General features: G+C 71.7%; 19 protein-coding genes and 2 pseudogenes. 10 read left to right on the top strand and 11 right to left on the bottom strand.

Annotation, left to right across the window (positions count from 1 at the left end; translation table 11 throughout):
- Positions 1–66: 66 nt before the first annotated feature.
- Positions 67–1410 carry a guanine deaminase gene (gene guaD, locus QM699_RS11465; protein WP_415011246.1) on the bottom strand — a complete coding sequence of 448 codons (1344 nt, stop codon included), beginning with the start codon at positions 1408–1410 and terminating at the stop codon, positions 67–69.
- A 170-nt stretch (positions 1411–1580) separates the two neighbouring features.
- Here guaD and QM699_RS11460 point away from each other — a divergent pair.
- The 3 genes and pseudogenes from QM699_RS11460 to QM699_RS11450 form a co-directional block, all read left to right on the top strand.
- A pseudogene (locus QM699_RS11460) lies at positions 1581–2309 on the top strand (GTPase); the annotation flags it as partial.
- Positions 2310–2604: 295 nt separating this feature from the next.
- Positions 2605–3579: a hypothetical protein gene (locus QM699_RS11455; RefSeq protein WP_415011245.1), complete on the top strand. Its 975-nt coding sequence runs from the start codon at positions 2605–2607 to the stop codon at positions 3577–3579.
- 293 nt (positions 3580–3872) lie between these two features.
- Positions 3873–4670 carry a CatB-related O-acetyltransferase gene (locus tag QM699_RS11450; protein ID WP_415011244.1) on the top strand — a complete coding sequence of 266 codons (798 nt, stop codon included), beginning with the start codon at positions 3873–3875 and terminating at the stop codon, positions 4668–4670.
- Here the strand turns inward: QM699_RS11450 and QM699_RS11445 are convergent.
- Positions 4651–5784, bottom strand: a complete 1134-nt coding sequence (locus QM699_RS11445; protein WP_415011243.1) for a hypothetical protein — start codon at positions 5782–5784, stop codon at positions 4651–4653. The genes QM699_RS11450 and QM699_RS11445 overlap by 20 nt on opposite strands.
- A gap of 243 nt (positions 5785–6027) precedes the next feature.
- Here QM699_RS11445 and QM699_RS11440 point away from each other — a divergent pair, with 243 nt between their 5' ends.
- Both QM699_RS11440 and QM699_RS11435 read left to right on the top strand, forming a co-directional pair.
- Positions 6028–6474 (top strand): hypothetical protein, encoded by a 447-nt coding sequence (locus QM699_RS11440; protein WP_415011242.1) that lies wholly within the window; start codon positions 6028–6030, stop codon positions 6472–6474.
- A 6-nt stretch (positions 6475–6480) separates the two neighbouring features.
- A complete protein-coding gene (locus tag QM699_RS11435) occupies positions 6481–7704 on the top strand; it encodes a glycosyltransferase (RefSeq protein ID WP_415011241.1) in 1224 nt (407 codons plus the stop codon).
- A gap of 4 nt (positions 7705–7708) precedes the next feature.
- Here the strand turns inward: QM699_RS11435 and QM699_RS11430 are convergent, their stop codons facing one another.
- Complete coding sequence (locus tag QM699_RS11430; protein ID WP_415011240.1) at positions 7709–7876, bottom strand: hypothetical protein; 168 nt, start codon at positions 7874–7876, stop codon at positions 7709–7711.
- 164 nt (positions 7877–8040) lie between these two features.
- Here QM699_RS11430 and QM699_RS11425 point away from each other — a divergent pair, with 164 nt between their 5' ends.
- The 4 genes from QM699_RS11425 to QM699_RS11410 all read left to right on the top strand — a co-directional run bounded on the left by QM699_RS11425 (position 8041) and on the right by QM699_RS11410 (position 11925).
- Entirely contained in the window at positions 8041–8328 is a 288-nt protein-coding gene (locus tag QM699_RS11425) for a DUF2934 domain-containing protein (RefSeq protein ID WP_415011239.1), read from the top strand.
- A gap of 110 nt (positions 8329–8438) precedes the next feature.
- Positions 8439–9398, top strand: a complete 960-nt coding sequence (locus QM699_RS11420) for a LysR family transcriptional regulator (protein WP_415011238.1) — start codon at positions 8439–8441, stop codon at positions 9396–9398.
- A 242-nt stretch (positions 9399–9640) separates the two neighbouring features.
- On the top strand, positions 9641–11026 hold the full coding sequence (locus QM699_RS11415) for an MFS transporter (protein WP_415011237.1): 1386 nt from the start codon (positions 9641–9643) through the stop codon (positions 11024–11026).
- A gap of 65 nt (positions 11027–11091) precedes the next feature.
- Positions 11092–11925, top strand: a complete 834-nt coding sequence (locus QM699_RS11410; RefSeq protein WP_415011236.1) for a shikimate dehydrogenase family protein — start codon at positions 11092–11094, stop codon at positions 11923–11925.
- Between the two features lie 60 nt (positions 11926–11985).
- Here the strand turns inward: QM699_RS11410 and QM699_RS11405 are convergent, their stop codons facing one another.
- The 6 genes and pseudogenes from QM699_RS11405 to QM699_RS11380 form a co-directional block, all read right to left on the bottom strand.
- The gene (locus QM699_RS11405) at positions 11986–13728 is read right to left on the bottom strand and encodes an ABC transporter ATP-binding protein (protein WP_415011235.1); all 1743 of its coding nucleotides are present in this window, start codon (positions 13726–13728) and stop codon (positions 11986–11988) included.
- 161 nt (positions 13729–13889) lie between these two features.
- Positions 13890–14570: a uracil-DNA glycosylase gene (locus QM699_RS11400; protein WP_415011234.1), complete on the bottom strand. Its 681-nt coding sequence runs from the start codon at positions 14568–14570 to the stop codon at positions 13890–13892.
- Positions 14570–14873: pseudogene (locus QM699_RS11395) on the bottom strand (SelT/SelW/SelH family protein). Before QM699_RS11395 ends, QM699_RS11400 begins: the two are co-directional and overlap by 1 nt.
- 129 nt (positions 14874–15002) lie before the next feature.
- Complete coding sequence (locus QM699_RS11390) at positions 15003–15608, bottom strand: nitroreductase family protein (protein ID WP_415011233.1); 606 nt, start codon at positions 15606–15608, stop codon at positions 15003–15005.
- Between the two features lie 128 nt (positions 15609–15736).
- Positions 15737–19348, bottom strand: a complete 3612-nt coding sequence (locus QM699_RS11385) for a hydantoinase B/oxoprolinase family protein (RefSeq protein ID WP_415011232.1) — start codon at positions 19346–19348, stop codon at positions 15737–15739.
- Between the two features lie 74 nt (positions 19349–19422).
- Entirely contained in the window at positions 19423–20202 is a 780-nt protein-coding gene (locus tag QM699_RS11380) for a DUF2189 domain-containing protein (RefSeq protein ID WP_415011231.1), read from the bottom strand.
- Positions 20203–20382: 180 nt separating this feature from the next.
- Between QM699_RS11380 and QM699_RS11375 the strand changes: the two genes are divergently transcribed.
- Positions 20383–21471 (top strand): hypothetical protein, encoded by a 1089-nt coding sequence (locus QM699_RS11375; protein ID WP_415011230.1) that lies wholly within the window; start codon positions 20383–20385, stop codon positions 21469–21471.
- A gap of 33 nt (positions 21472–21504) precedes the next feature.
- Here the strand turns inward: QM699_RS11375 and mltG are convergent, their stop codons facing one another.
- Together mltG and fabF are read right to left on the bottom strand one after the other, a co-directional pair.
- Positions 21505–22662 (bottom strand): endolytic transglycosylase MltG, encoded by a 1158-nt coding sequence (mltG, locus tag QM699_RS11370; RefSeq protein WP_415011229.1) that lies wholly within the window; start codon positions 22660–22662, stop codon positions 21505–21507.
- 10 nt (positions 22663–22672) lie between these two features.
- Complete coding sequence (gene fabF, locus QM699_RS11365) at positions 22673–23932, bottom strand: beta-ketoacyl-ACP synthase II (protein WP_415011228.1); 1260 nt, start codon at positions 23930–23932, stop codon at positions 22673–22675.
- Positions 23933–23980 lie beyond the last annotated feature (48 nt).

The following is a 23980-nucleotide window of genomic DNA, read 5'->3' as shown; positions in this document are numbered from 1 at the left end:
GGCTCCGCGGCGAAGGCCGCGCCGGCCGAGGGGGGCTCGATGCCCCCTTCGGCCGGCCGCCCGGCTTCACCCGGGAAACGCGTCCTCGGCGGCGTGGAGGAACGACGGTGCCCGGTCCCGGTCGTAGACCGGCCGCCCGGCGACCCAGGTCGCGCGTACCGCCCGGTCGTCCCCGAGGATCATCAGGACGAACAGCCGCTCCATCAGGTCCCGCGCGAAGCGGCTCCTGAACCCGAGGATCGGCGTCGCGCCCGGATCGAGCACCACCAGGTCCGCCTCCATCCCCGGCGCCACGCGCCCGAGCCGGTCGCCGAGCTGCAGCGCGTCCGCCGCCCCCCGCGTCGCGAGCCACAGCCCGTGCGCGGCCGTCAGCTTCTCGCCGCCGAGCTTCGCCACCTTGTACGCCTCGTCGAGGCTTCTGAGCTGCGAGAACGCCGTCCCGGCCCCGAGGTCGGTGCCGAGGGCCACGTGCACCGGCCGGTCGGCGCGGCGCGCCTCGAACACCCGGAAGAGCCCCGAGCCGAGGAACAGGTTCGAGGTCGGGCAATGCGCCAGCGCCGCGCCGCTCTCGTGGCAGCGGCAGAAGTCCGCCTCGTCCATGTGGACCGCGTGTCCGAAGATCGCCCGCGGCCCGACGAGCCCGGCCTTGTCGTAGACGTCGAGATAGCTGGAGTGACCGGGAAAGAGGTCCATCACCCAGTCGATTTCCGCCGTCGTCTCGCAGAGGTGCGTCTGCACGTAGGTGCCCGGATGCTCGGCCCAGAGCCGCGCTGCCGCCGCCAGTTCCGCCGGCGAGCAGGACGGCGCGAACCGCGGGGTGATGCAGTAGAGCTGCCGCCCCCGGCCGTGCCATCGCTCGATCAGCGCCTTCGAGTCGGCATAGGCCGTCTCGGGCGTGTCGAGCAGCGCCTCGGGCGCGTTGCGGTCCATCAGCACCTTGCCGGCGATCATCCGGGTGTCGAAGCGCTCCGACTCGGCGAAGAACGCCTCGACCGACTGCGGATGCACCGTGCAGTAGACCGCCGCCGTCGTCGTGCCGCCCCGGAGCAGTTCGCGCAGGAAGACGGCCGCCACCTCCTCGGCGTGCACCCGGTTGGCGAAGTCCTGCTCGGCGACGAAGGTGTACTTCTCCAGCCATTCGAGCAGCCCCTCGCCGAAGGCGCCGATCATCTGGGTCTGCGGATAGTGGACATGGGCGTCGATGAAGCCTGGGGCGATGATCCCGGTCGGATAGTGCGTCACGTCGAGCCCCGCGGCGCGGGCGTCGTCCCACGGGCCGACCGAGGCGATCAGGCCGTCCTCGACCACCACGAGCGCGTCGGGGATATGCTCGAGGCAGGTCTCCGGCGCCTCCAGGAACGGATCCGCCCGCAGGCTCACCACCTCGCCCCTCAGCCCTCTCGCCGCCATGCTGCCCTCCCCTCGCGCGTTCAAACCCGCGCAGTGAACCCCGGCGGCGCCGGCCGGACAACCTTGGATTTCCCGAAGCAGCTTCGCGCGCGCCCCGAGAAACCGGGCTGCCGAGGCGCTGGCCCACACGCTGGAAGCCGACACGCTGGAAATCGCGGCCGGCTCGTCCCATGATCCGCCAAAGAGAAGAACCACAATGGGGGGAGACAAAGATGGCGCGCACCTTCGCCGTCCTCGGGGCATCGAACACCGGCAAGTCGACTCTGGTCGACCGGATGTGCGCCCTCGAGGGCCAGCCGCAGCCCGCCGCCCAGCCGGGCGAGCTGCGGGTCGCGAGCTTCACCCACCTCGGCGACGACTGGCAGGCGATCGACTGCCCGGGCTCGATCGAGCTGCTGCACGTCGCGGCCGACGCGCTGCTCGCCGCCGACATCGCCGTCGTCTGCGTCGGGCCCGAGCCGGCGGCCGCGATCCTCGCCTCGCCCTGGCTGCATCTGGTCAAGGCGGCCGGCACGCCGGCGATCCTCTTCATCAACCGCATCGACGAGGCGCAGGGCCGGGTGCGCGACATCGTGGCGGCCCTGCAGGACTATGCCCGCCACCCGATCATCCTGCGGCAGATCCCCATCGTCGAGGACGGGCACGTGACCGGATCGGTCGATCTCGTCTCGGAGCGGGCCTGGCACTACCGCGAGGGCGAGCCGTCGCAGCTGATCGAAATCCCCGCCACCGTCAGCACCCGCGAGCACGAGGCGCGGGGCGAGATGCTGGAGCACCTGTCCGAATTCGACGACTGGCTGCTCGAGGAGCTGGTCGAGGACCGCCAGCCGCCGAACGACGCGGTCTTCGCCCTCTGCGCCCGGGCGCTCGGCGAGAACCGCATCCTGCCGGCGCTGATCGGCTCGGCCGGGCACGGCAACGGCATCGTGCGGATGATGAAGGCGCTGCGCCACGAGACGCCGGCGCCCGCGACGCTGCGGGCGCGGCTCGCCGAGGGGACCGGGGCGAACGAGCCGCCGCTGGCCGCGGTCTTCGCCAGCGCCACCCGCAAGCATCTGGGCAAGACCCTGCTCCTGCGGGCGCTGGCGCCGATCGGCCCGGGGCAGCCGCTCGGCGGCCGGGCGGCCGGGCAGCTCACCCCGGCCGATCCGCGCGACGGCCACCATCTCGAACTCGGTGGCGGAGGGCGCGATCGTGACCGCGGTCAAGTCCGACCACCTCGCCGCCGGCCGGATCGCGACGGCGACCGGCCTGCTCGACGCCCCGGCGTGGCACGCGCCGCATCCGCCGATGCTGCGCCGGCTGCTGCTCGCCACGTCGGAGCGGGACACCGTGAAGCTCTCCGGCGCGCTGGCGAGCGCCGCGGAGGGCGACGGCGGACTGAGCGTGACGCAGGACCCGGAGACCGGCAACGCTCTCGCCGGCCTGCAGGGGCCGCTGCACCTGCGCCTGCTGCGGCAGCGGCTCCGCGACGTGTTCGGCATGGACGTCGACGAGCAGCCGACGGCGGCGGCGTACCGCGAGACGATCTCGAAGCCGCAGGAGACCGCCTATCGCCACAAGAAGCAGACCGGCGGCGCCGGGCAGTTCGCGGACGTGAAGCTGACCGTCGGGCCGGCCGGGCGCGGGGCGGGGTTCACGTTTTCCGAGGTGGTGAAGGGCGGCGCGGTGCCGCGGAACTACATCCCCGCGGTGGAGCAGGGCGCGCGCGACGCCACCGAGAAGGGGCCGCTCGGCTTTCCGGTGGTCGACGTCGCCGTGACCCTGACCGACGGGATGGCCCATGCGGTCGACAGCTCGGAGATGGCGTTCCGCATCGCCGGCCGGCAGGGGGTGCGCGAGGCGCTGAAGGCGGCCGCCCCGGTGCTGCTGCAACCGGTCTTCCGCGTGGCGATCCATGCCCCCGCCGCCTTCACCGGCAGCCTCGGGCCACTGGTCTCGTCGCATTCCGGGCAGGTGCTGGGCTTCGACGCCGACCCCGAGGCGAAGGGCTGGGAAGTGTTCGAGGCGCTGGTCCCGGGCGCGGCGCTGCCGGCCCTGGCGAACGACGTCCGGGCGGCGACGCAAGGGGTCGGGTGGTATGCGGCAGACTTCGACCACTACGAGGAGCTGCACGGCAAGGCGGCCGACAAGGTGGTCCAGGAGCGGACGAAGGAAATGGCAGGATAGGCGCTGTCACCCATGTGGCGCCGATCAGGGTGGAAGCGCGTTGGCGTGAGCCGCACGCCGCCCTGATGCGCGCCACGTGGAGGTGAATTTGTCGGGGCCGCTCACCCACGCGGCGCAGACGCGAACCGAGCGACGGTGAGCGCCAGCGTCGGTCGCGAAAGGCCGATTGCCGCGTGCGAGCCGGCGGTCGGGCGCCGGACCTCGTACGCGAAAGCCGCCGGGGCGGGGGCCGTTCACGGATCGTGAAGGAACGGCGCCTTAGATCGGGGGCTGGAACACGCGTGGAGAGCCCGATGGCGACGACATCCTTCACCCTGCCGGGACCGGCGCTCGACGCGCTCGACAAGGTGGGGCTGCGCCTGCCGGGCCTGCGCCACACCGGGCGGCTGGCCGAAGGGTCGCGGATCGAGGGGCCGACCTCGATCATCGCCAGCGTGCCGAACGGGGCGTTCATCGACGTCGGCGCCTTCTGCAACCTGTCCGGCGGCACGGTGAACAACGCCCGGTTCGGCCGCTACTGCTCGATGGCGAGCGGCGTGGTCATCGGGCCGCACGAGCATCCGACCGACTGGCTCACCACCTCGCGCACCGCCTACTACCCGGAGGTGAACGGCTGGGATGCGCTGCTCGCCGAGGAGAAGCGGCCGTTCATCCGCAGCCACAAGCGGCCGTTCGCCGCGAGCTGCCCGATCACCGAGATCGGCCCGGACGTGTGGCTCGGGCAGGGCGCCTTCGTGAAGGCGGGGGTGACGATCGGCGCCGGGGCGATCATCGGGGCGCGGGCGACGGTGCTGCGCGACGTGCCGCCCTATGCCATCGTCGTCGGCACGCCGGGCAAGGTGCTGCGCCTGCGCTTCCCGGAGACGACGGTCGAGCGGCTGCTCGCCGTCGCGTGGTGGAACTACTCGATCTACGACCTGTTCGCGGCGCCGATGGACGACGTGGAAGCGGCGCTCGATCGCATCGAGCAGCTGGTCGCCGACGGTGCGGTGCGGCCCTATGCCGGGCCGGAGGCGCAGGCGGCGGATCTGGCCGATGCCATGGGGCTTGCGGCCCGGCTGGCGCCGGCCGTCATGGCGCAGGCAAGTTGATCGGGAACCGCACGAGATTGCGCTCGGGCCCGGCCCGGCAGTCGACGAGCCTGATTTCCGCGAGATAGAGCCAGAGGTGCCGGCTGACGGTGGCATAGACCGGGCTCGGGCTGTCGGGATCGAGCAGCGCCGGATACGCATAGACCTGCGACTCGTCGCAGCCATGCCGCCAGAGCAGCGGCACGGGCAGCAGCAGCTCGGGCGAGCTCCACTTCAGCAGGTCGGGCGACTGCATCCAGTGGATGCCCGACACCCGTCCGGCCTCTTCCGCGCGTGTCGTCGGGCTGACCGCGACGAAGCCGCCATCCGGCGACGCGACCACGCTCGAGATCACGCTGGTGACGCCATCGAGAGGGGCGCACACGTGCTCGGCCGGGTCGGGGACATCCTCGCGGTAGGGATCGACGAAGCGCACGGTGAAGCCGCTGCCGTCCCAGCCGCGCCAGTCGGCCGCATCACCGTTGACCGGGCGGCGCAGCAGGCAGGCGCCGGTGCGCTGGGCGTGGTCCCCGGTCGCCCAGACGAAGACGTAGAGGAAGCCCTCGCGTTCGAGGATGTTGCTGGGGTTGAAGTAGCCCGTGCGCCCGTCCGCGTCGTCGTTGTAGCGATAGGGGGGGCCGGCGACCAGCGCGAGGCCCTGGCGGCGGAAGGTGCGCCCGCCGTCGTCGGACGAGATTTCGACGATCGAGTTGCGCCAGCAGTCGCCCGACGAGTCGCTTTCGCACGTCACGCCGATCCGGCCGTGGAATTCCTCGTGGACGAGGGCGATGACGTGGACGCCGTCCGCGGTGAAGATCGAATGGATCCAGCCGCGCTCGTCCACCGCCGCCGGGTCGGGATTGCCGGCGGCCTGGTAGAGCACGCTGCAGTCGCGGCTGAGGTGGTCGAGGTCCGGCCCGACGGAGGCGCGGCTCGCCTCGGAGCCCGCGACGAGGTGGGTCGCGCCCGATGCGTCGCGCCAGGCGCGGGCGGGCGTGTCGGGGATATCCCACGTGGCGCAGCGGTCGTTCGCCCACGAGAACGTCGTCTCCGCGGCACCGGCAATCCGGGGCGCGGCCGCCGCCGGAGCGGCGGGAGCGGCTGCAAGCAGGGCGATGAGGGGCAGGCGATGCATTGGCAGTTCGTTAATGACCAAGCGTTACCGGAGTTTTTCGGAGCCCGTAAGCAGGACCCCCGGAAGGAACTGCCATGAATGTCCCCACCGAGGCCACTGATTCGACGCAGGCGCCGGCCGATGCCGGCCCGCGGCTCTATGGGGTGGTCGACGTTCTGCGCGCCGACCGGATCGCCGGCTGGGCCATCGACCGCACCGATGCGGGCGTTTCGCTCGACGTGGAGATCCGCCGGGACGGCCGCCTTGTCGCCACCGTGCGGGCCGACCGGCCCCGGCCGGATTCTGGTGAAGACCGGGGTCGGCAGCGGCCGATACGGCTTCGCGGCCGACCTCGATCCGCCGCTGGAGCCGGGGTTCGAGTTCACCGTCGTCGCGGTGGCCCGGGCGGCGGACGGCGCGCGCCTCGACCTGCGCCGCTCCGGCGCGCGCGATCGCGCGCCGGAGCGGCGGCTGGTGGAGCGGCTCTATGAGGAGGTGACGGCGCTGCGCATGGCGCAGGCCGCGCCGAGCGACGCTCTGATGGGGCTCGCCGAGCGGCTGGAGCTGGTGCAGGCCCGCATCGAGGCGACGCTGGCGCGCGTCGAGCCGCCGGGCGCCGCGCCCTCCGGCCCGAACCTGATCCTTGGGCTGGCGCTCGCCACCGCCGGCGTGTCGATCGCGCTCGGCATTCTGTCGCTGGTCTGGCCCTGACGGGCGATGGCCCGGCCGCCCTCGATCCTGTTTGTCCACGACGATTTTCCCGGCCAGTTCGGCGGGTTCGCCGGCTGGCTGGCAGCGCGCGGCTGGGATGTGGCCTTTGCGACCGCGCGGGCGGGCGCGGAGGCGGAGGGCATCCGCGTGCTGCAGTATGCGCCGCACCGGCGGCCGTCGCCCGAGACGCATCCCTATGCGCAGCCGATGGATCGGGCGGCGCTGAACGCCCAGGCCTTTGCCCGCACGGCGCTGGCGGCGCGCGGGGCGGGGCTGCGGCCGGACTTCGTGATGTCCCATGCCGGCCCCGGGGCGGGGATGTTCGCCAAGGACGTGTTTCCGCGGGCGCGCGTCGTGCCGTACTGCGAGTGGTGGTATCGCTTTCCCGGCGCGGACGTCGAGTTCCTCGCGCCGATCGAGCCCGCCGCCGGCCCGGCCGGACCGGAGGCGGCGATCCACGAGCGGGCGCGCAACGCGCCGATCGCGCTCGAATTGTCCGCCGCCGACGCGGGGCTCGTGCCGACCGTGTTCCAGGCGGCGCAGTTCCCCGAGGCTTTGGTCGCGCGGCTGACCGTGCTGCACGACGGCATCGACACGGAGCGGTTCCGCCCCGATCCCGCGGCGCGCCGTGGCACGCTCGGGGGGCTGGTGGCGCCGGAGGCGCGGGTCGTCACCTATGCGACGCGCGGGATGGAGCCGCACCGCGGCTTTCCGCAGTTCATGGCCGCGCTGCCGGCGGTGCTGGCCGCCGATCCGGCCGTGGTCGCCGTCATCGCCGGGGAGAACCGGGTCGCTTATGGCGGCGACGCGATCCGGCGGATCGACTGGAAGGCGCGGGCGCTGGCGGTGCATGGCCTCGACCCGGCGCGGGTGCATTTCGTCGGGACGTTGCCGTTCGCCGGATACCGCGCCCTGCTGCAACGCTCCGACGCGCATGTCTACCTGACCGTCCCGTTCGTGCTGTCCTGGTCGCTGCTCGAGGCGATGGCGGTCGGAGCGCCGCTGGTGGCGTCGGATACGGCCCCGGTGCGGGAGTTCGCCGACCAGGGCGAGGCGGCACTGGTCGACTTTCGCGAGCCGGCGCGGCTGCCCGAGGCGATCCTCGAAACCCTGGCCGGCGGGCCGGGCGTCGAGCGGCGGCGGCGGCGGGCGCGGGCGCGGATCGAGGCGGATCTGGCGGAGCCACGGATCTTCGCGGCAAAGGCGCAGTTTCTCGAGCGGTTGCGCTGACGGCTCAGTCGGAGTCCGGGTCTTGCGCGCGGAGGAGGGCCTGCAACTCCTGCGCGAGATCGAGCAGGCGCCCGGGCGCGGGCTCGCGCGCGATGGCGGCGAGCAGGACCGCCAGCCGCCGCGCCGTGGCTGGGATGTCGACCGATTCGGCGTGCGGATCGCGATCCGGCATTTCGGGCCTCGGCAGCTGTCTGGTCGGTTCCACCGTGGCCGGAATCGCCGCGCCGGACCAGCCCCGGCACGCCGGTGCCGCCCCGGGCGTGGCGGAACAATCATGCGCTGGTCCGGTTTTCCTCCCGCGAGCGGCTCGAGGCCGCGCAAGCCGAGGAGAGATGTATGGCGGGACCGAGGGAAAGCGTGCAGGGGCGCGCCTATTCGATCTGGGAAGACGAGGGGCGGCCCGAGGGTCGCGACCTCGAACACTGGCTTCAGGCGGAACGCGAGACGGCGGGGGAGGCCGGGGAAACGGTGGACGAGGCGGCGGCCACCGCCCCGGATGCAGCATCCCCGGAGTCCGAAGGTGGGCGATCGGCCGAGACCGGGATCGAAGACGCGATCGAGCGGGACGAGGCGGCAGACGATCCCGATGGGGTGGGCCGGGCGACCCTCGATCATTCCGACTGACGCGGCTGGGCTGGCCGGGACAAACGGCCTGAGATTTCTGCGGGATCCGGCATCAAGGCGCCGGGTCTCGCTTGGCAACATGGCGGGACCGGCGCTAGTGTCGGTGGATCATGCGGGATCTGACGCTACGCCAGGTTGAAGTGATCCGGGCCGTCATGATGGCGGGCACCATCTCGGGTGCGGCCGACCTGCTGAACGTGTCCGCCCCGGGGATCAGCCGTCTGGTGCGGCACACGGAAGAGAGCCTTGGCGTGCGGCTGTTCGAGCGCAAGGCCGGGTTGTTCCAGCCGGCGCCGGAGGCAGCCCCGGTGTTCGAGCAGATCCATCAGATCTACGAGAAGATGGCCGGATTGTCGTATGCCATCGGCCGGCTGAAGGCGGGGACGGAGCTGGAGCTTGCGTTCGCGGCAGCGCCGTCGATTGCGCAGTTCGTGGTGCCGCGGGCCGTGTCGGCGATCCGGCGCCGGCATCCGGAACTCTACATCGACCTCAATCTCGTGCGCTACGAGGAGATCGTCGACTATCTCCTGCTGGAGCGGGGCGAGTTCGTCGCGTTTTCCTATCGCTTCGAGCATCCGTCGCTGGAGTTCACCCCGCTCGGCGTCGGCGAGGTGATCGCCATCGTGCCGGAGGGCCATCCGCTCGCCGCCTCCGAGCGGCTGTCGGTGCGGGATCTGTCCGGGGTGCCGCTGATCGGCGTCGACCCGACCGATCCCTACGGCGAGCTGACGGCCCGTCCGTTCGAGATCGCCGGCCTGCCGCGGCGCCTGTCGATCCGGGTGCGGTTTGCCCAGACCACCGTCGGGCTGGTCCAGAACGGCGTCGGTGCGGCCATGATCGACGAATTTTCCGTGGCGAGCGAAAGCCTGAGCGGTATCGTCCGGGTGCCGCTGGTCGAGCAGGTGCCGATGACGATCTACGCCATCCACAAGGCCGGGCGGGTGCTCTCGAGCTTTGCCGAGCACGCCATCGCGCGGCTGCGCGAAGAAATCCGCGTGGCCGCCGGATTGCGCGGCGGCGGCAAGTTTGGATTAACTTCAAGTTACGATGGGCGACGTTTGGGTATTTGACGTTAGCCTCCTTGAGCGCGATGCTGCGTCCATATCAAGGAGGCGCCGAGCAAGGCGCCCGTGAGGGGAGGAAGGTCGCTGCCATGCAGCCTCTTTGTCCATTTCACGACCCCGCGGCGCACCGATCGCGCGTCGCCCGAAGAACCGCGTGCGGCGTCCGCGAGCGCCGCCCGATCGACTGCCTCCGGGGGTGTCCGGAGCCGGTTGCAAAAATTCAAATGCAACTCTTAGGGAGAGAGTCCATGACCGCGATCGCGGATCACGAACCGCAGGGAGTGCATCAGCCGAAGAAGGCCGCGGCGAGCGGCTGGATCGGTTCTGCGCTGGAATACTATGATTTCTTCATTTACGCGACCGCCGCGTCGCTGATCTTTCCGCAGATGTTCTTCCCGTCGGAAAATCCGAAGGTCGCGATCATCGCGTCGCTCGCCACCTACGGTGTCGGCTATGTCGCGCGGCCGATCGGCGCCTTCGTGCTCGGCCACTGGGGCGACACCCACGGGCGCAAGCAGGTGCTGATCCTCTGCATGTTCCTCATGGGCTTCTCGACGATGGCGGTCGGTCTGCTGCCGACCTATGCCTCGGTCGGCCTCTGGGCGCCGTTCCTGCTCGTCGTGCTGCGCCTGATCCAGGGCTTCGCGGTGGCGGGCGAGATCTCCGGCGCCTCGTCGATGATCGTCGAGCACGCGCCGTTCGGGCGCCGCGGCTTCTTCGCCTCGTTCACGCTGCAGGGCGTGCAGGCGGGCCAGATCCTCGCGGCGGCGATCTTCCTGCCGCTGGCGCACTACATGCCCGACACGGCGTTCGCCTCCTGGGGCTGGCGGATCCCGTTCCTGCTGTCGTTCTTCGTCATCGTCGCCGGCTGGATCATCCGCCGCGAGGTCGAGGAGACGCCGGCCTTCGAGGAGGAAGCCGAAGGCGACGCCGTGCCGCGCTCGCCGATCGCCGAGGCGTTCCGCACCAGCTGGCGCGACATGATCCGCGTGGTCTGCATGGCGCTGATGAACACCATCCCGGTGGTGACGACGGTGTTCGGCGCGGCCTATGCGGTGCAGGCGGCCTATGGCATCGGCTTCCACAAGGACGTCTACCTGTGGATCCCGGTGCTCGGCAACATCGTCGCCTGCTTCGTGATCCCGTTCGTCGGCAACCTGTCCGACAAGATCGGGCGGCGTCCGCCGATCATCTTCGGTTCGCTCGGCGCCGGACTGCTGTCCTTCGCCTACCTGTGGGCGATCTCGATCCACTCGGTGCCGCTTGCCATCACGTTCTCGATCCTGATGTGGGGCATCGTCTACCAGGGCTACAACGCCACCTTCCCGAGCTTCTACCCGGAGCTGTTCCCGACCCGGAACCGCGTCTCGGCGATGGCGATCAGCCAGAACATCGGCACCACGATCACCGCGCTGCTGCCGGCCCTCTTCGCCACCGTTGCCCCTCCGGGCTCGCAGAACGTGCCGGTGGTGATCGGCAGCCTCGCGTTCGGCATCACCTGCATCGCCGCGATCGCGGCCTGGTCGGCCCGGGAAACCTACCGGATCCCGATGAAGGACCTCGGCAAGCCGAACGCCAAGCCGATGCCGGTCGAGGAGTACGAGCGGCTGCGGGCCAAGACGATGGCGGCCTGATCCGAAAGGGGAGGGGGCGGCGCGTGCCGTCCCTTCCGTCACGACACACCCGAAGGATGATCCGCATGATCAGCGGCAAGACCAAGGTCGTCGCGCATCTCGGCTACCCGACCGAGTCGTTCAAGGCGCCGATGATCTACAACCCCTGGTTCGAGAAGCGCGGCGTCGATGCCGTCGTCGTGCCGATGGGGGTGAAGTCCGAAGACTACCGGGCGTTCCTGCCGCTCGTGTTCCGGCTCTCGAACGTCGTCGGCGCGCTCGTCACCATGCCGCACAAGGTGACGACGATGGAGCTGCTCGACGAGGCGTCGACGACGGCGACCGTCGCCGGTGCGTGCAACGCGGTGAAGCGGGATGCGTCCGGCCGGCTGGTCGGAGACATGTTCGACGGCGAGGGCTTCGTGCGCGGCGTTCTGCGCAAGGGGCGCGAGCTTCGGGGCGCGAAGGCGCTGGTGGTGGGCTCGGGCGGCGTCGGCTCGGCGATCGCCGCATCGCTCGCAAAGGCCGGCGTGGCGAGGCTCGGGGTCTTCGACGCGTATGCGCCGATGATGGACGGTCTGGCCGGACGGCTCCGCGCCGCGTATCCGACGCTCGACGTCGCGGCGGGGGCCAGGGATCCGGCCGGCTACGACGTGGTGGTGAACGCGACGCCGCTCGGGATGAAGGAGGGCGACCCGCTGCCGATGGACGTGGAGCGGATCGCGCCGGAGACGTTCGTCGGCGAGGTGGTGATGAAGACGGAGATCACGCCGTTTCTCGCCGCGGCGCGGGCCCGCGGGTGTGCCTATCAGGTCGGGACGGACATGCTGTTCGAGCAGATCCCGGCGTACCTCGAGTTCTTCGGGTTCGGCAGCACCACGGCCGACGAGCTGCGCGCGGTGGCGACGATCAGCTACTGAGGGCAGGCCGGCCGTCCTCCCCCCTCCCGCCGCAGGAAAGGGGAGCGGCCGGTCCCCGCGTCACGCCCCGGCGAACTGGAGCTGGTAGAGGTCGGCGTAGAGCCCGTCCCGCGCCAGCAGCTCGGCATGGGTGCCCTGCTCGACGATCCGGCCGCGATCCATGACGATGATGACGTCGCTGTCGAGCACGGTCGCGAGGCGGTGGGCGATGACGAGCGTGGTGCGGCCGCGGGCGAGGCGGTCGAGGGCGCCGCGGATCAGCGCCTCGCTCTCCGCGTCGAGCGCCGAGGTCGGCTCGTCGAGCAGCAGCACCGGCGCATCGCGCAGCATGGCGCGCGCGATCGACAACCGCTGGCGCTCGCCGCCGGAGAACTGGCCGGCCGAGGGCGCCACCGGCGTGTCGTAGCCGAGGGGCAGCGCCCGGATGAAGCCGTCGGCGGCGGCGTCGCGCGCGGCGGCTTCGATCTCGTCGCGCGCGGCGGTGCGGCGGCCGAAGCCGATGTTCTCGGCGACGGTGGCGGTCAGCAGCACCGACTCCTGGCTGACGACCGCGATCTGTTCGCGCAGCGAGGCGAGGGTAAGATCGCGCACGTCGTGCCCGTCGAGCAGGATGCGGCCGCCGGTGGCGTCGTAGAGCCGCGGGATCAGGTTGAAGACCGTGGATTTGCCGGCGCCGGAGCGGCCGACGAAGGCCACGCGCTGTCCGGGCTCGACGCTGAAGCTGACGTCTTCCAGCGCCGTGTGGCCGTTCGGATAGGCGAAGCTCACGTTCTCGAAGCGGAGCTGCCCGACCGCGTGGGTGAGCGTGTCGGGGCCGTCGAGAATGGTGTTCTCCGCATCGAACAGCAGGAACACTCGGTCGAGCGCGGCGGCGCCCTGCTGGACGGTGGCGAAGTTGCCGCCGAGCCGGCGGGCGGGGCTCGCGATGACGCCGAGGCCGGTCAGCAGAGCGGTGAAGTCGGCGATGGTGATGGTGCCGGAGCGGATGCGGATCGCGACGGCGTAGAGCAGCACGGCGACGGCGAGGCCGATCAGGATCTCCATGATCGGGCCGATGCGGGCCTGCCACTGGTTCTGCTTGATGCGCAGGCCGAACAGCCGCTCGAAGAGGTCGTCGGCGTGGGCGGTCAGCGGCTCCTCGAGGCGGTAGGTGCGGGCCATGCGGATGCCGGCAAGCCCCTCGGTGACTTCGGAGGTCATGGTGGCGACCTCCTCCTGCGTGTGCCCGGCGAGCCGGCGCAGGCGGCGGCCGATGCGGTTCACCGGGATGAGGGCGATGCCGAAGATCAGGCAGATCGCGATGGTGAGCTGCCAGTCGATCGTCAGCAGCACCACGAAGGTCGCGATGATGGTGAGCGTGCCGGTGATGCCGCCGAGCAGCGACCGCACGGCCGTGCCGATCAGCGTGATATCGGAGGAGAAGCGCGCGGCGAGGCCGGCCGGCGCCTCGGTCTGGAGCTTGGCGAGGTCGGTGCCGACGAGGCGCTCGAACATCGTCTTGCGCAGCTCGGTCTCCATGCGGGTGGTGACGTGCGTGCTGGTGGTCTCGCGAAAGTACTGGCCGATGCCGTTGGCGGCGGAAAGCGCGATGACGCCGGCCGGGCCCCACCAGACCACGCCCGAGGTATCGGACTGGAACGCGGTCATCACCAGCTGGATGAGCTTGGAGTAGCCGGCGGAGGCCAGCGCTACGATGCCGGTCATCGCCAGCGAGATCGTCAGCAGCGCCCAGTGCGGCCGAAGCCAGTCGCGCCAGAGCCGCCACCATGGCGAAGGGGGGCTCGTGGTGTTTGGCTGTGTCATCGGGTCTCGCTCAGGGCGCCTTCGGGTGCCGGCCGGGGTAGCATGTTCCCCGAGGGAGACAAAGCGGGAAACCTCGGGACGAGGCGGCGCCCGGCCTGGAGCGGCCGGGGCATGGTTGCCCGAAGCCGGGAAAGACGATCCCGGGTGTGTTCAGAGGGATGTCAGGGATTCTCCGCTTCGGCGGACGCTCGCAGCCGCCAGTCGATCTCCCCCCGGCCGGCGGCGGCGAGGGCGGCGTTGGCGCGCGAGAACGGGCGCGAGCCGAAGAACCCGGTGCGGGCCGAGAGCGGCGAGGGGTGGGCCGAGGCGAGGACGGTGTGGCGCGGCGCGATGCGTGGCGCCTTGGCCTGCGCCTGGCGGCCCCAGAGCACGAAGACGGACGGGGCGCCGGCGCTGGCGGCGTCGATGATCGCGTCGGTGACGGGCCCCCAGCCGAGACGGGCATGGGCGTTGGCGGCGCCCTCCTCGACGGTGAGGGCGGTGTTGAGCAGCAGCACCCCCTGCCGTGCCCACGGGGCGAGGCTGCCGGAAGCGGGTTCGGCGAGGCCGAGGTCGTCGGTCAGCTCGCGGAAGATGTTGCGCAGCGACCGGGGCGGCGCGATGCCGTCGCGGACAGAGAAGGCAAGCCCGTCGGCGTGGCCGGGGGTCGGGTACGGGTCTTGCCCGAGGATCACCACGCGCACCGCCTCGGGCGGGGTGAGGGCGAGGGCGCGCCAGACGTCGGCGTCGCCCGGCGCGATCGGCCGCCCGGCGGCGCGGGCGGCGGTGACGCGGCCCTCGACCTCGGCGATGCGCGCGGCAACGGGCGCGAGCGCGGCGGCCCAGCTGTCGGGGACGGGCATCAGTCGGCCTTCGGGCGGTCCAGGTGGCCGAGCGCGCGGTCGGGTGCGATGCGGTCGCGCACCCGGCCCTTGAGCGCGCGCACGTCCGGGAAGCCGCCATTGGTGCGGCGGTCCCAGATCGGCGTGTCGTCGACGTGGATCTGGAAGATGCCGCCGGTGCCGGGCCGCAGGCTGACGGCGCCGAGCTGCCTCCGGGAAGGTCTGCAACAGCTCCTGCGCCATCCATGCGGCGCGGAGCAGCCAGTTGCACTGCGTGCAGTAGGTGATGGTGACGGTCGGGCGCGCGGCGGAGGGCTCGGTCATGCGGTCGACCTTGGCACCCGCGGGTGGGCGCCGCAAGGCGGGCGCTGGCATATGCTTCGACGAGACGAAGGGCCTGCCGCGTGTCGTCAGGGTCGCCCGGGACCGGGCGCGGGCGACCCGTGGCGGGCCTCAGGCGGAGAAGCTGCCGCGGAACGCGATCTCGGCCAGCGGCTTGCGCGGGCTCGGGGTCTCGCGGGCGCGCAACGGCTCGGGCAGGCGGCCGGCATCGGCGCGGGTGCCGATCGCCACGGCGGCCTCGACGCGGTAGCCCTCGGGCAGGCCGAGCGCGGCGGGGCTGCGGGCGAAGTCGAGGCCGGTCATGCCGTGGGCGTGCAGGCCGAGCAGGTGCGCCTGCAGCGCGAGCTGCGCCCAGGCGGCGCCGGCGTCGAAGGAATGGCTGTAGATCGGCTGCGCCTCGGCGCCGTCCTTGGCGTCAAGGTGGGTGCGCGACACGATGAAGACCAGCGCGCCGGCCTCTTTGGCCCACGACTGGTTGAACTCGACCAGCAGGCCGAGCAGGCGGTCGAACTCCGGCGTGCCCTTCAGCGCATAGATGAAGCGCCACGGCTGGGCGTTGTAGGCGGAGGGCGCCCAGCTGGCGGCCTCGAGGATGGTGAGGATCTGCGCCTCGGAGAGCGGCGTGCCGTCGAACGAACGCGGCGACCAGCGGTCGGTAAAGAGCGCGTCGACGGGATGTTCGGGGCTGCGGGCGGTGATGCGGGCGATCTGGTTCATGGCGGAAATCTTTCGCAAGCGGGTTCGCTGATGCAGCACAAGTAAGCGCGCGCAGCATGAAAGGAAACGGCCCGATGCGGAAAGAGAGTGTGTCGGCGGCGGGGACAATCGTCCGCCCGTGCGCGCCGTCAGGTGTAGCCGCCGCCGCCCGGCGTTTCGAGCCGGAAGACATCGCCGGGGGCGACCTCGGTGCGATCCGCCGAGCGCAGCGCATCGACGCGGCCGTCGGCGCGTTCGATGGCCGTGCGGCCCGGCGCGCCGGGGCCGCCGGCCCCGAGCCCGGGCGGCGGCACGACGCGGTGCCCGGCGAGGATCGCGACGGTCATCGGCGCAAGGAAGCGGATGCGCCGGAGCACGCCGTCGCCGCCCGGAAACCGTCCCAACCCGCCGGATCCGGGGCGCAGCGCGAAGGTGTCGAGCACCACCGGGTAGCGCCATTCCAGTACCTCCGGGTCGGTCAGGCGCGAGTTCGTCATGTGCGAATGGACGCCGGAGGTGCCCGGGTGGCCGGAGCCGTCCGAGAGGCGCCCGGCGCCGGTGCCGCCGCAGACGGTCTCGTAGTACTGCAGGCGGTCGTCGCCCCATGTGGTGTTGTTCATGGTGGACTGCGCCGCCGCCTGGACGCCGAGGGCGAGGAACAGGGCGGAGGTGACGGCCTGGCTCGTCTCGACGTTGCCGGCGATCACCGCGGCGGGGTAGCGCGGCGAGAGCATCGTGCCGGGCGGCAGGATGACGCGGAGCGGCTTCATCACCCCTTCGTTCATCGGGATGTCGTCGTCGACGAGGCAGCGGAAGACGTAGAGCACGGCGGCCCGCGTCACCGGCTCGGGGGCGTTGTAGTTGGTGGCGAGTTCGGGCGTGCTGCCGGTGAAGTCGATGGTGGCCGCGCGGGCGGCCCGGTCGACGGTGATCTTCACGCGGATCTCGCGGGGCGTACCGTCGAAGTCGGGGTCCATCGGATAGGTCATCTCGGCGTCCGACAGCGCCGCGATGGCGCGGCGGACGCACTCCTCGGCGTTGGCCTGGACGTGGGCCATGTACGCCTCGACGGTGGCGAGGCCGAAGCTCCCGACCATGCGCCCGAGCTCCTGCGCGCCCTTTTCGCAGGCGGCGAGCTGGGCGCGCAGGTCGGCGAGGTTGGTGTCGGGGGCGCGCACCGGATAGCGGGCGGCGGTGAGCAGGTGCCGCGTCTCGGCCTCGCGAAAGCGGCCGCGGGAGACGAGGGTGAAGTTGTCGATATAGACGCCCTCGTCCTCGATGGTGCGGCTGTCGGGCGGCATCGAGCCGGGCGTGAGGCCGCCGACGTCGGTGTGGTGGCCGCGGGCGGCGGTGAAGAACAGCACGCGCGCGCCGTCGTCGCTCCAGACCGGACGGACGACGGTGATGTCGGGCAGGTGGGTGCCGCCGTTGTACGGGGCGTTGAGCATGAAGACGTCGCCCGGCGCCATGCCGGGGTTCTGGGCAATGACCGCCTTCACCGAGGCGCCCATCGAGCCGAGGTGGACCGGCATGTGCGGCGCGTTGGCGATGAGATCACCCGTCGCGTCGAAGACGGCGCAGGAAAAGTCGAGTCGTTCCTTGATCGTGACGGAGGCGGCGGTGTTTTCGAGGACCGCGCCCATCTGCTCGGCGATCGACATGTAGAGGTTGTTGAACACCTCGAGCATCACCGGGTCGGCCTCGGTGCCGACCGCGTGGGCGGTGGGGCGCGCGGTGATGCGGGTGAGGCGAACGTGGTCGTGGGCGGTGATCGCGGCCTGCCAGCCGGGTTCGATCAGGATCGACGTGTGCGGCTCGACCAAGACGGCGGGTCCGGTCAGCGTGTCGCCGGGGCGGAGGGACGCGCGACGGACGAAGCGGGCCGGGGTCCAGTCGCCGGCCAGCCAGACAGGCGCGGTCAGCGCCGTCTCGGTGGCGGATTCGGCGCGGTGGGTGGTGGCGAGCGCCGGCTCGTCGAGGCTGTTCGCCGCGCCGATCGCCTCGGCCTCGGCGGTCTCGATGACGAGGGCGGTATCGCCGGGGTCGAAGCCGAAGCGGGCGCGGTGGGCCTGTGCGAAGCGGGTGCGCAGGTCGGCAAGCGGGCCGAAGGCGACGGGCAGGGCGGTGTCGGTGCCCTTGACCTTCAGGTGCAGGATCTGGCGCAGGCGGATGGCGGCGGCGGGAACGCCCTGGCCCGCCACCTCCATCTCGGCGTCGGAGCCGAGCTGGTCGAGGACCGCCGCCGCGGCGAGGCGGCCGTCGGCGTCGAGCGCGGCCTCGACCGCCTGCGCGCGGACGGCGCGGATGTCGGCGAGGCCCATGCCGTAGGCAGAGAGGAGCGAGGCCATCGGGTGAATGAGGCAGGTCTCGATGCCGAGGGTGTCGGCGATCGCGCAGGCGTGCTGCGCGCCCGCCCCGCCGAAGACGGTGAGGCAGTAGCCCGAGACGTCGTGGCCGCGCTGCACGGAGATCTTCTTGATGGCGTTCGCCATGTTCTCGACGGCGATGCGGAGGAAGCCTTCGGCAACGGCCTCCGGCGCGCGGCCGATCTCGGCAGCGAGGGCCTCGAACTTCGCCCGTGTCGCGGACGTGTCGAGCGGCTGGTCGGCGGCGGGGCCGAAGATCGCCGGGAAGAACTCCGGGCGCAGGCGGCCGGTCAGGACATTGGCGTCGGTGACGGCGAGCGGGCCGCCGCGGCCGTAGCAGGCGGGCCCGGGGTCGGCGCCGGCGCTTTCCGGGCCGACACGCATCCGGCTGCCGTCGAAGCCGAGGATCGAGCCGCCGCCCGCGGCGACGGTGTGGATCATCATCATCGGCGCGGTGACGCGGACGCCCGCGACCTCGGTCTTCAGCACGCGCTCCAGTTCGCCCGCGTAGTGGCAGACGTCGGTGGAGGTGCCGCCCATGTCGAAGCCGATGATCCGGTCCTCGCCGGCGATGGCGCTGGTGCGGACGGCACCGACGACGCCGCCGGCCGGGCCGGAGAGGATGGCGTCCTTGCCCTGGAAGCGGTCGGCGGCGGTGAGGCCGCCGGACGACTGCATGAACATCAGCTTGCCGGTCATGTCGCCGTCGAAGGCGGCGGCGACGCGGTCGATGTAGCGGCGCAGGATCGGCGTGAGGTAGGCGTCGACGACGGTGGTGTCGCCCCGGCTGACCATCTTCATCAGCGGGCTGACGGCGTGGCTGGCAGAGACCTGGCCGAAGCCGGCGGCGCGGGCAAGGGCGGCGGCGCGGGCCTCGTGGGCGGTGTGGCGATAGCCGTGCACGAAGACGATGGCGCAGGCGGTGAACCCGGCCGCGCGCGCGGCGGCGAGTTCCGCGGCGAGGTGGGCCTCGTCGAGCGGGGTCTCGACGGTGCCGTCGGCGCGGACGCGCTCGCGGGCCTCGATGGTGCGGCTGTGCAGCATCTCGGGCAGGACGATGTGCCGGTCGAACAGGCGCGGACGGTTCTGGTAGGCGAGGCGGAGCTGGTCGCCGAGCCCCTGGGTGGTGACGAGCACGACGGGCTCGCCGCGGCGCTCGAGCAGCGCGTTGGTGGCGACGGTCGTGCCCATGCGCACGCTTGCGACGCGGGCCGCTGGGATGGCTGCGTCGGGGCCGAGGCCGAGGAAGCGGCGGATGCCATGGACCGCGGCGTCGCGATATTGCCCGGGGTTCTCGGACAGGAGCTTGGCACGGTGCAGACGGCCGCCCGGATCACGGGCGACGATGTCGGTGAAGGTGCCGCCGCGGTCGATCCAGAAGTCCCACGCCGCCATGCCACGCTCCCCCTCATGCGCCCCGGGACTGTCAGCATGGGGCGGCGGAGGATGCAAGCGGCGCCGGCTTGCGCTCAGGCCGGCGCGATGACCCGGCGGTAGAGATGCCACGTGGCGTGGCCGAGCACCGGCAGGCCGACGACGACGCCGAGAAAGAGCGGCACCATGGCGACCGCGAGCACGCCCACGACGATCCACGCCCAGTGCAGCATCGCCTGCGGGTTCGTCATCACCGCCTGAACGCTGGTGGCCATGGCGGTGACGACATCGAGATCCCGGTCGAGGAGCAGGGGCAGCGACACGACGGTGAGCGCGAACAGCGTGGCGGCGATGGCGGCCCCCACGAGACCGCCGACGACCAGCAGCGCGTGACCGCCGCCGGAGGCGAGCAGGCTGTCGAGATCGGCGGGACCGGCCGTCGAGTGACCGAGGAAGAGCAGGGTGAGCATTCCGGCGGCCCACATCCAGATCAGGAAGCCCGCGAGCACCACGAAGGCCATCATCGGGATCTGCCGCGTGCGCGCCTGCCAGACGACGCCGAGGATCGCCCGGGCGTCGAGCGGCTCTCCGGCCTCGCGGCGGCGGCTCACCTCGTAGAGACCGATGGCCGCGAACGGGCCGACGAGCGGGAAGGCGAACGCGAAGGGCACGATCCAGAGCGACTGGTGCAGCACCCAGAGCTGCAGGAAGATCGCGATCCCGACGACGGCATAGACGCCGCCGAAGAACAGGCCGTAGCGCGGCGCCGCCCGGAAGTCCGCCCAGCCGGCAGCGAGCGCGGCATAGGCGTCGTCCGCGCTGATGCGGCGAACCGTCGGCCACTGGGGGGCGAGCGGGGCGGCAGTCGGGTTCATGGGCGTCTCCTCTCCGGGGCAGGCCGTCGACCCTGCAGGACCGGCCGATCCGGCCCGCGGTCGATCCGCGGGCGCCAGCATCGCAGCTTGCACGAGGTGGCGGGAGCAGCGCGTTGACATGGCGCAAGCTTTCGTGGCCTTTGCCCGTCACGAAACATACACGGGAACAGGGGGCCGCCGATGTGTCGACTGGTCGTGGAGGGCATCTCGCTTGCCGTGGAGCCGCGTGGTGGCATGCTGGCCGATCTGGTGATCGAGCGCAACGGCCATCGGCTCGCGCCGCTGCACCGCGCGCCATGGGTGCAGGAGCTGGACGCGATGCCGGCGGACGCGGCGCCGCATCTCGCCGTGCTCGAGGGTGACTTCTTCTGCGCGCCGTTCGGCAGGACCGATGATCCCGCGATCCCGGCGCACGGCTGGCCGGCGAATGGCCGCTGGCAGCTCGAGGGCATCGACGTCGGCGCGGATGGCTCGAAGACCGGGCGGTTCGAGCTGCCCGAGCGGGTGAACGGCGCGGTGGTGAGCAAGGAGATGACGCTGCGGCCCGGGCACCCGGTGGTCTATCAGCGGCATGTCCTGCGCGGCGGCTCGGGGCGCGTCCCGATCGCGCACCATGCGATGATCCGGGTGCCGGGCGGTGCCCGGGTGTCGTTCTCGCCGAAGGACTTCGGTGCGACGCCGACCACGCCGCAGGAGAGCGATCCGGCGCGCGGGCGCTCGCTCCTCGCCTATCCGCAACGGTTCGACTCGCTGGCCGACGTCGGGCTGGTCGACGGGCGGCGGCTCGATCTCAGCCGGTATCCGTGGGCGGAGACGCAGGAAGATTTCCTGACGCTGTTCGATCCGCAGGCCGCGCGCGTCGGCTGGTCGGCGGCGGTGGCGAAGGTGGACGGCTTCGTGTTCTTCGCGGTGAAGGATGCGAGCGTGCTCACCCAGACCTCGCTCTGGATGAGCAACGGCGGGCGGAGCTATGCGCCGTGGTCGTCGCGGCACCTGGCCGTGCTGGGCATCGAGGAGACCTGCGCGCATTTCGGCGACGGGCCGGCGGTGTCCGGGGGTGACAACGACCTCTCGCGGCAGGGGTATCGCACCGCGGTGACGCTCGGCGGCCGCGTCGACGTGCGCTATGCTCTCGGGGCGATCCCGGTGCCCGACGGCTGGAGCGAGGTGATGGACATCACCGTGGGCGGCGGCAAGCTGGTGCTGACCGACGTGAGCGGTCGGCGCGAGACCGTGCCGTTCGACCCGGAGTTTCTCGGCGACAGGTGAGGCGGGGGCGGGGCCGCTGGTCCCGCCCGTCGCTCAGGGCTGGCGCGGCTTCGGGCCGTCCACCTGCCCCGGGGTGCCCTCGGCCGGGGTGCCGGAGCCATCCGGCGAGTCGGGCGCGGCGTCGGGAGTTGCGGCGTCCGGGGTCGCGGAGTCGGGGCTGGCGGCGTCGGCCGGGGCGGGTTGCGCCGCGGCGGCCGCACGTTCCTCGGCGATGCGCTGGGCCTCGATCTTGCGCCAGGCGGCGACGTTGCGGTTGTGCGCGTCGAGGGTGCTCGCGAACACATGGCCTCCGGTGCCGTCGGCGACGAAGTAGAGGAAATCCGTCTTCTCCGGGTGCGCCGCGGCCTCGATCGCGTCGGCACCGGGGTTGGCGATCGGCGTCGGCGGCAGCCCGGCGACGATGTAGGTGTTGAACGGCGTGGGCGCGGCCAGCTCGCTGGCGCGCAGGCCGCGCCCGAGCGGCGCGGCGCCGTTGGTGATGCCGTAGATCACCGTCGGGTCGGTCTGCAGCCGCATGCCGCGCTTCAGGCGGTTGACGAAGACCGAGGCGACACGGGCGCGTTCCGTTGCGACGCCGGTTTCCTTCTCGACGATGGAGGCGAGCGTCAGAAGCTCGTCCGGCGACTTCAGCGGCAGATCGGGGGCGCGCCCCGCCCAGGCGGCGGCGAGGATGCGCTCCTGCTCCGCCTGCATCCGGGCGAGAAGCGCGGTGCGGTCGTCGCCGCGCTGCACGTCATAGCCGGCGGGGGCGAGCATGCCCTCGGGCGGCGTGGCCGTCACCGTGCCGACGAGATCGTCGCGCGCCTCGACCATAGCGACCACCTGGGCGCTGGTCAGGCCCTCCGGCACGACGATCTGGCGCACGATGTTGCCGCCGGCGTTCAGCAGCTTCAGCACGTCTTCCATCGAGGCGCCGGCGGGGATCTGGTACTCGCCGAACTTCAGGCTGCCGTCGAGGTGGGCGTAGCGGGCGCCGATCCTGAGGATCGTGGCGTTCGAGATGACACCCTGCGCCAGCAGCTTGTCGGAGACGCTGGCAAAGGTCTCGCCCTTGTCGACGACGAAGTCGGCGGGCGCGGCGAGCGGGCCGGGCGCGCGGAACTGCGACTGGCCCCACGTGATGAGGCCGAAGAGCACCACCAGCCCGACGATGAGAAGGGTGAGCGCGTTGGCCGCGACATGGCGCATCATCGCGCGGCGCTCACTCCACCCGCCGGAGCACCAGCGAGGCGTTGGTGCCGCCGAAGCCGAACGAGTTGGAGAGCGCGACGTCGATCGGCTTCGACACCGGCTTCCACGGGGCGAGGTCGAGCGCGGTGTCGGTCGAGGGATTGTCGAGGTTGATCGTCGGCGGCGCCAGGTTGTCGCGGATGGCGAGGACCGAGAAGATCGCCTCGATCGCGCCGGCGGCGCCGAGCAGGTGGCCGGTCGACGATTTGGTCGAGGACATCGTCACCTTGCCGGCGGCACTCCCGAGCAACCGCTCGACCGCCGCGAGCTCGATCACGTCGGCCATCGTCGAGGTGCCGTGCGCATTGATGTAGTCGACGTCTCCCGGCGCGATCCCCGCCCGCTTCAGCGCCGCCGACATCGAGCGGAACGCCCCGTCGCCGTCTTCGGCGGGCGCGGTGATGTGGTAGGCGTCGCCCGACAGGCCGTAGCCCACCACCTCGGCATAGATCTTGGCCCCGCGCGCCTTCGCGTGCTCGTACTCCTCCAGCACCACGACGCCCGCGCCCTCGCCCATGACGAAGCCGTCGCGGTCCTTGTCGTAGGGGCGGCTCGCGCGCTCGGGCGTGTCGTTGTAGGCGGTCGAGAGCGCCTTGCAGGCGTTGAACCCGGCGATGCCGAGCTCGCAGATCGCCGCCTCGGCGCCGCCCGCGACCATCACGTCGGCGTCGCCGTACTGGATCAGCCGCGCCCCGTCGCCGATCGCGTGCGCGCCGGTGGAGCAGGCGGTCACGACCGAGTGGTTCGGCCCCTTGAAGCCGTAGCGGATCGAGACCTGGCCGGAGCCGAGGTTGATGAGGCTGCCCGGGATGAAGAACGGCGACACGCGGCGCGGTCCCTTGTCGCGAAGGATGATCGAGGTGTCGGCGATGGTGGAGAGGCCGCCGATCCCCGAGCCGATGATGACGCCGGCGCGCTCGCGCTCGGCCTCGTCCTCGGGCTTCCAGCCGGCATCGGTCAGCGCCATCTCGGCGGCGGCGACGGCGAAGAGGATGAAGGTGTCGACCTTGCGCTGGTCCTTCGGCGCCATCCAGTCGTCGGCGTTGAACGTGCCGTCCGAGCCGTCGCCCAGCGGCACCTCGCAGGCGATGTGCGTGGCGAGGTGGCTCGGGTCGAAGCGGGTGATGCGGCCGGCGCCGGACTTGCCGGCAACGAGCCGCTTCCAGGTCTCCTCGACGCCGCATGCGAGCGGCGAGACCATGCCCATTCCGGTAATGACCACTCGCCGCATCGGCACCCCTCCCCGTGAAATCCGGCCCCGTTTACCGCGAAAGCGCCC

This window comes from Amaricoccus sp., from assembly GCF_047602525.1.
GTDB lineage: Bacteria > Pseudomonadota > Alphaproteobacteria > Rhodobacterales > Rhodobacteraceae > Amaricoccus.
The sequence above is the reverse complement of the archived record's forward strand: the minus strand, read 5'-3'. Positions and strand labels throughout refer to the sequence as shown.

What these genes read in the sequence shown, in the direction of transcription:
- QM699_RS11400 (WP_415011234.1), bottom strand. Translation starts at nt 14,570, where the DNA reads ATGCCCGTCCCCGACAGCTGGGCCGCCGCGCTCGCGCCCGTTGCCGCG.
- QM699_RS11405 (WP_415011235.1), bottom strand. Translation starts at nt 13,728, where the DNA reads ATGACACAGCCAAACACCACGAGCCCCCCTTCGCCATGGTGGCGGCTC.
- mltG (WP_415011229.1), bottom strand. Translation starts at nt 22,662, where the DNA reads ATGATGCGCCATGTCGCGGCCAACGCGCTCACCCTTCTCATCGTCGGG.
- QM699_RS11375 (WP_415011230.1), top strand. Translation starts at nt 20,383, where the DNA reads ATGTGTCGACTGGTCGTGGAGGGCATCTCGCTTGCCGTGGAGCCGCGT.
- guaD (WP_415011246.1), bottom strand. Translation starts at nt 1,410, where the DNA reads ATGGCGGCGAGAGGGCTGAGGGGCGAGGTGGTGAGCCTGCGGGCGGAT.
- QM699_RS11450 (WP_415011244.1), top strand. Translation starts at nt 3,873, where the DNA reads ATGGCGACGACATCCTTCACCCTGCCGGGACCGGCGCTCGACGCGCTC.
- QM699_RS11435 (WP_415011241.1), top strand. Translation starts at nt 6,481, where the DNA reads ATGGCCCGGCCGCCCTCGATCCTGTTTGTCCACGACGATTTTCCCGGC.
- QM699_RS11420 (WP_415011238.1), top strand. Translation starts at nt 8,439, where the DNA reads ATGCGGGATCTGACGCTACGCCAGGTTGAAGTGATCCGGGCCGTCATG.
- QM699_RS11430 (WP_415011240.1), bottom strand. Translation starts at nt 7,876, where the DNA reads ATGCCGGATCGCGATCCGCACGCCGAATCGGTCGACATCCCAGCCACG.
- QM699_RS11385 (WP_415011232.1), bottom strand. Translation starts at nt 19,348, where the DNA reads ATGGCGGCGTGGGACTTCTGGATCGACCGCGGCGGCACCTTCACCGAC.
- QM699_RS11445 (WP_415011243.1), bottom strand. Translation starts at nt 5,784, where the DNA reads ATGCATCGCCTGCCCCTCATCGCCCTGCTTGCAGCCGCTCCCGCCGCT.
- QM699_RS11410 (WP_415011236.1), top strand. Translation starts at nt 11,092, where the DNA reads ATGATCAGCGGCAAGACCAAGGTCGTCGCGCATCTCGGCTACCCGACC.
- fabF (WP_415011228.1), bottom strand. Translation starts at nt 23,932, where the DNA reads ATGCGGCGAGTGGTCATTACCGGAATGGGCATGGTCTCGCCGCTCGCA.
- QM699_RS11415 (WP_415011237.1), top strand. Translation starts at nt 9,641, where the DNA reads ATGACCGCGATCGCGGATCACGAACCGCAGGGAGTGCATCAGCCGAAG.
- QM699_RS11390 (WP_415011233.1), bottom strand. Translation starts at nt 15,608, where the DNA reads ATGAACCAGATCGCCCGCATCACCGCCCGCAGCCCCGAACATCCCGTC.
- QM699_RS11380 (WP_415011231.1), bottom strand. Translation starts at nt 20,202, where the DNA reads ATGAACCCGACTGCCGCCCCGCTCGCCCCCCAGTGGCCGACGGTTCGC.
- QM699_RS11425 (WP_415011239.1), top strand. Translation starts at nt 8,041, where the DNA reads ATGGCGGGACCGAGGGAAAGCGTGCAGGGGCGCGCCTATTCGATCTGG.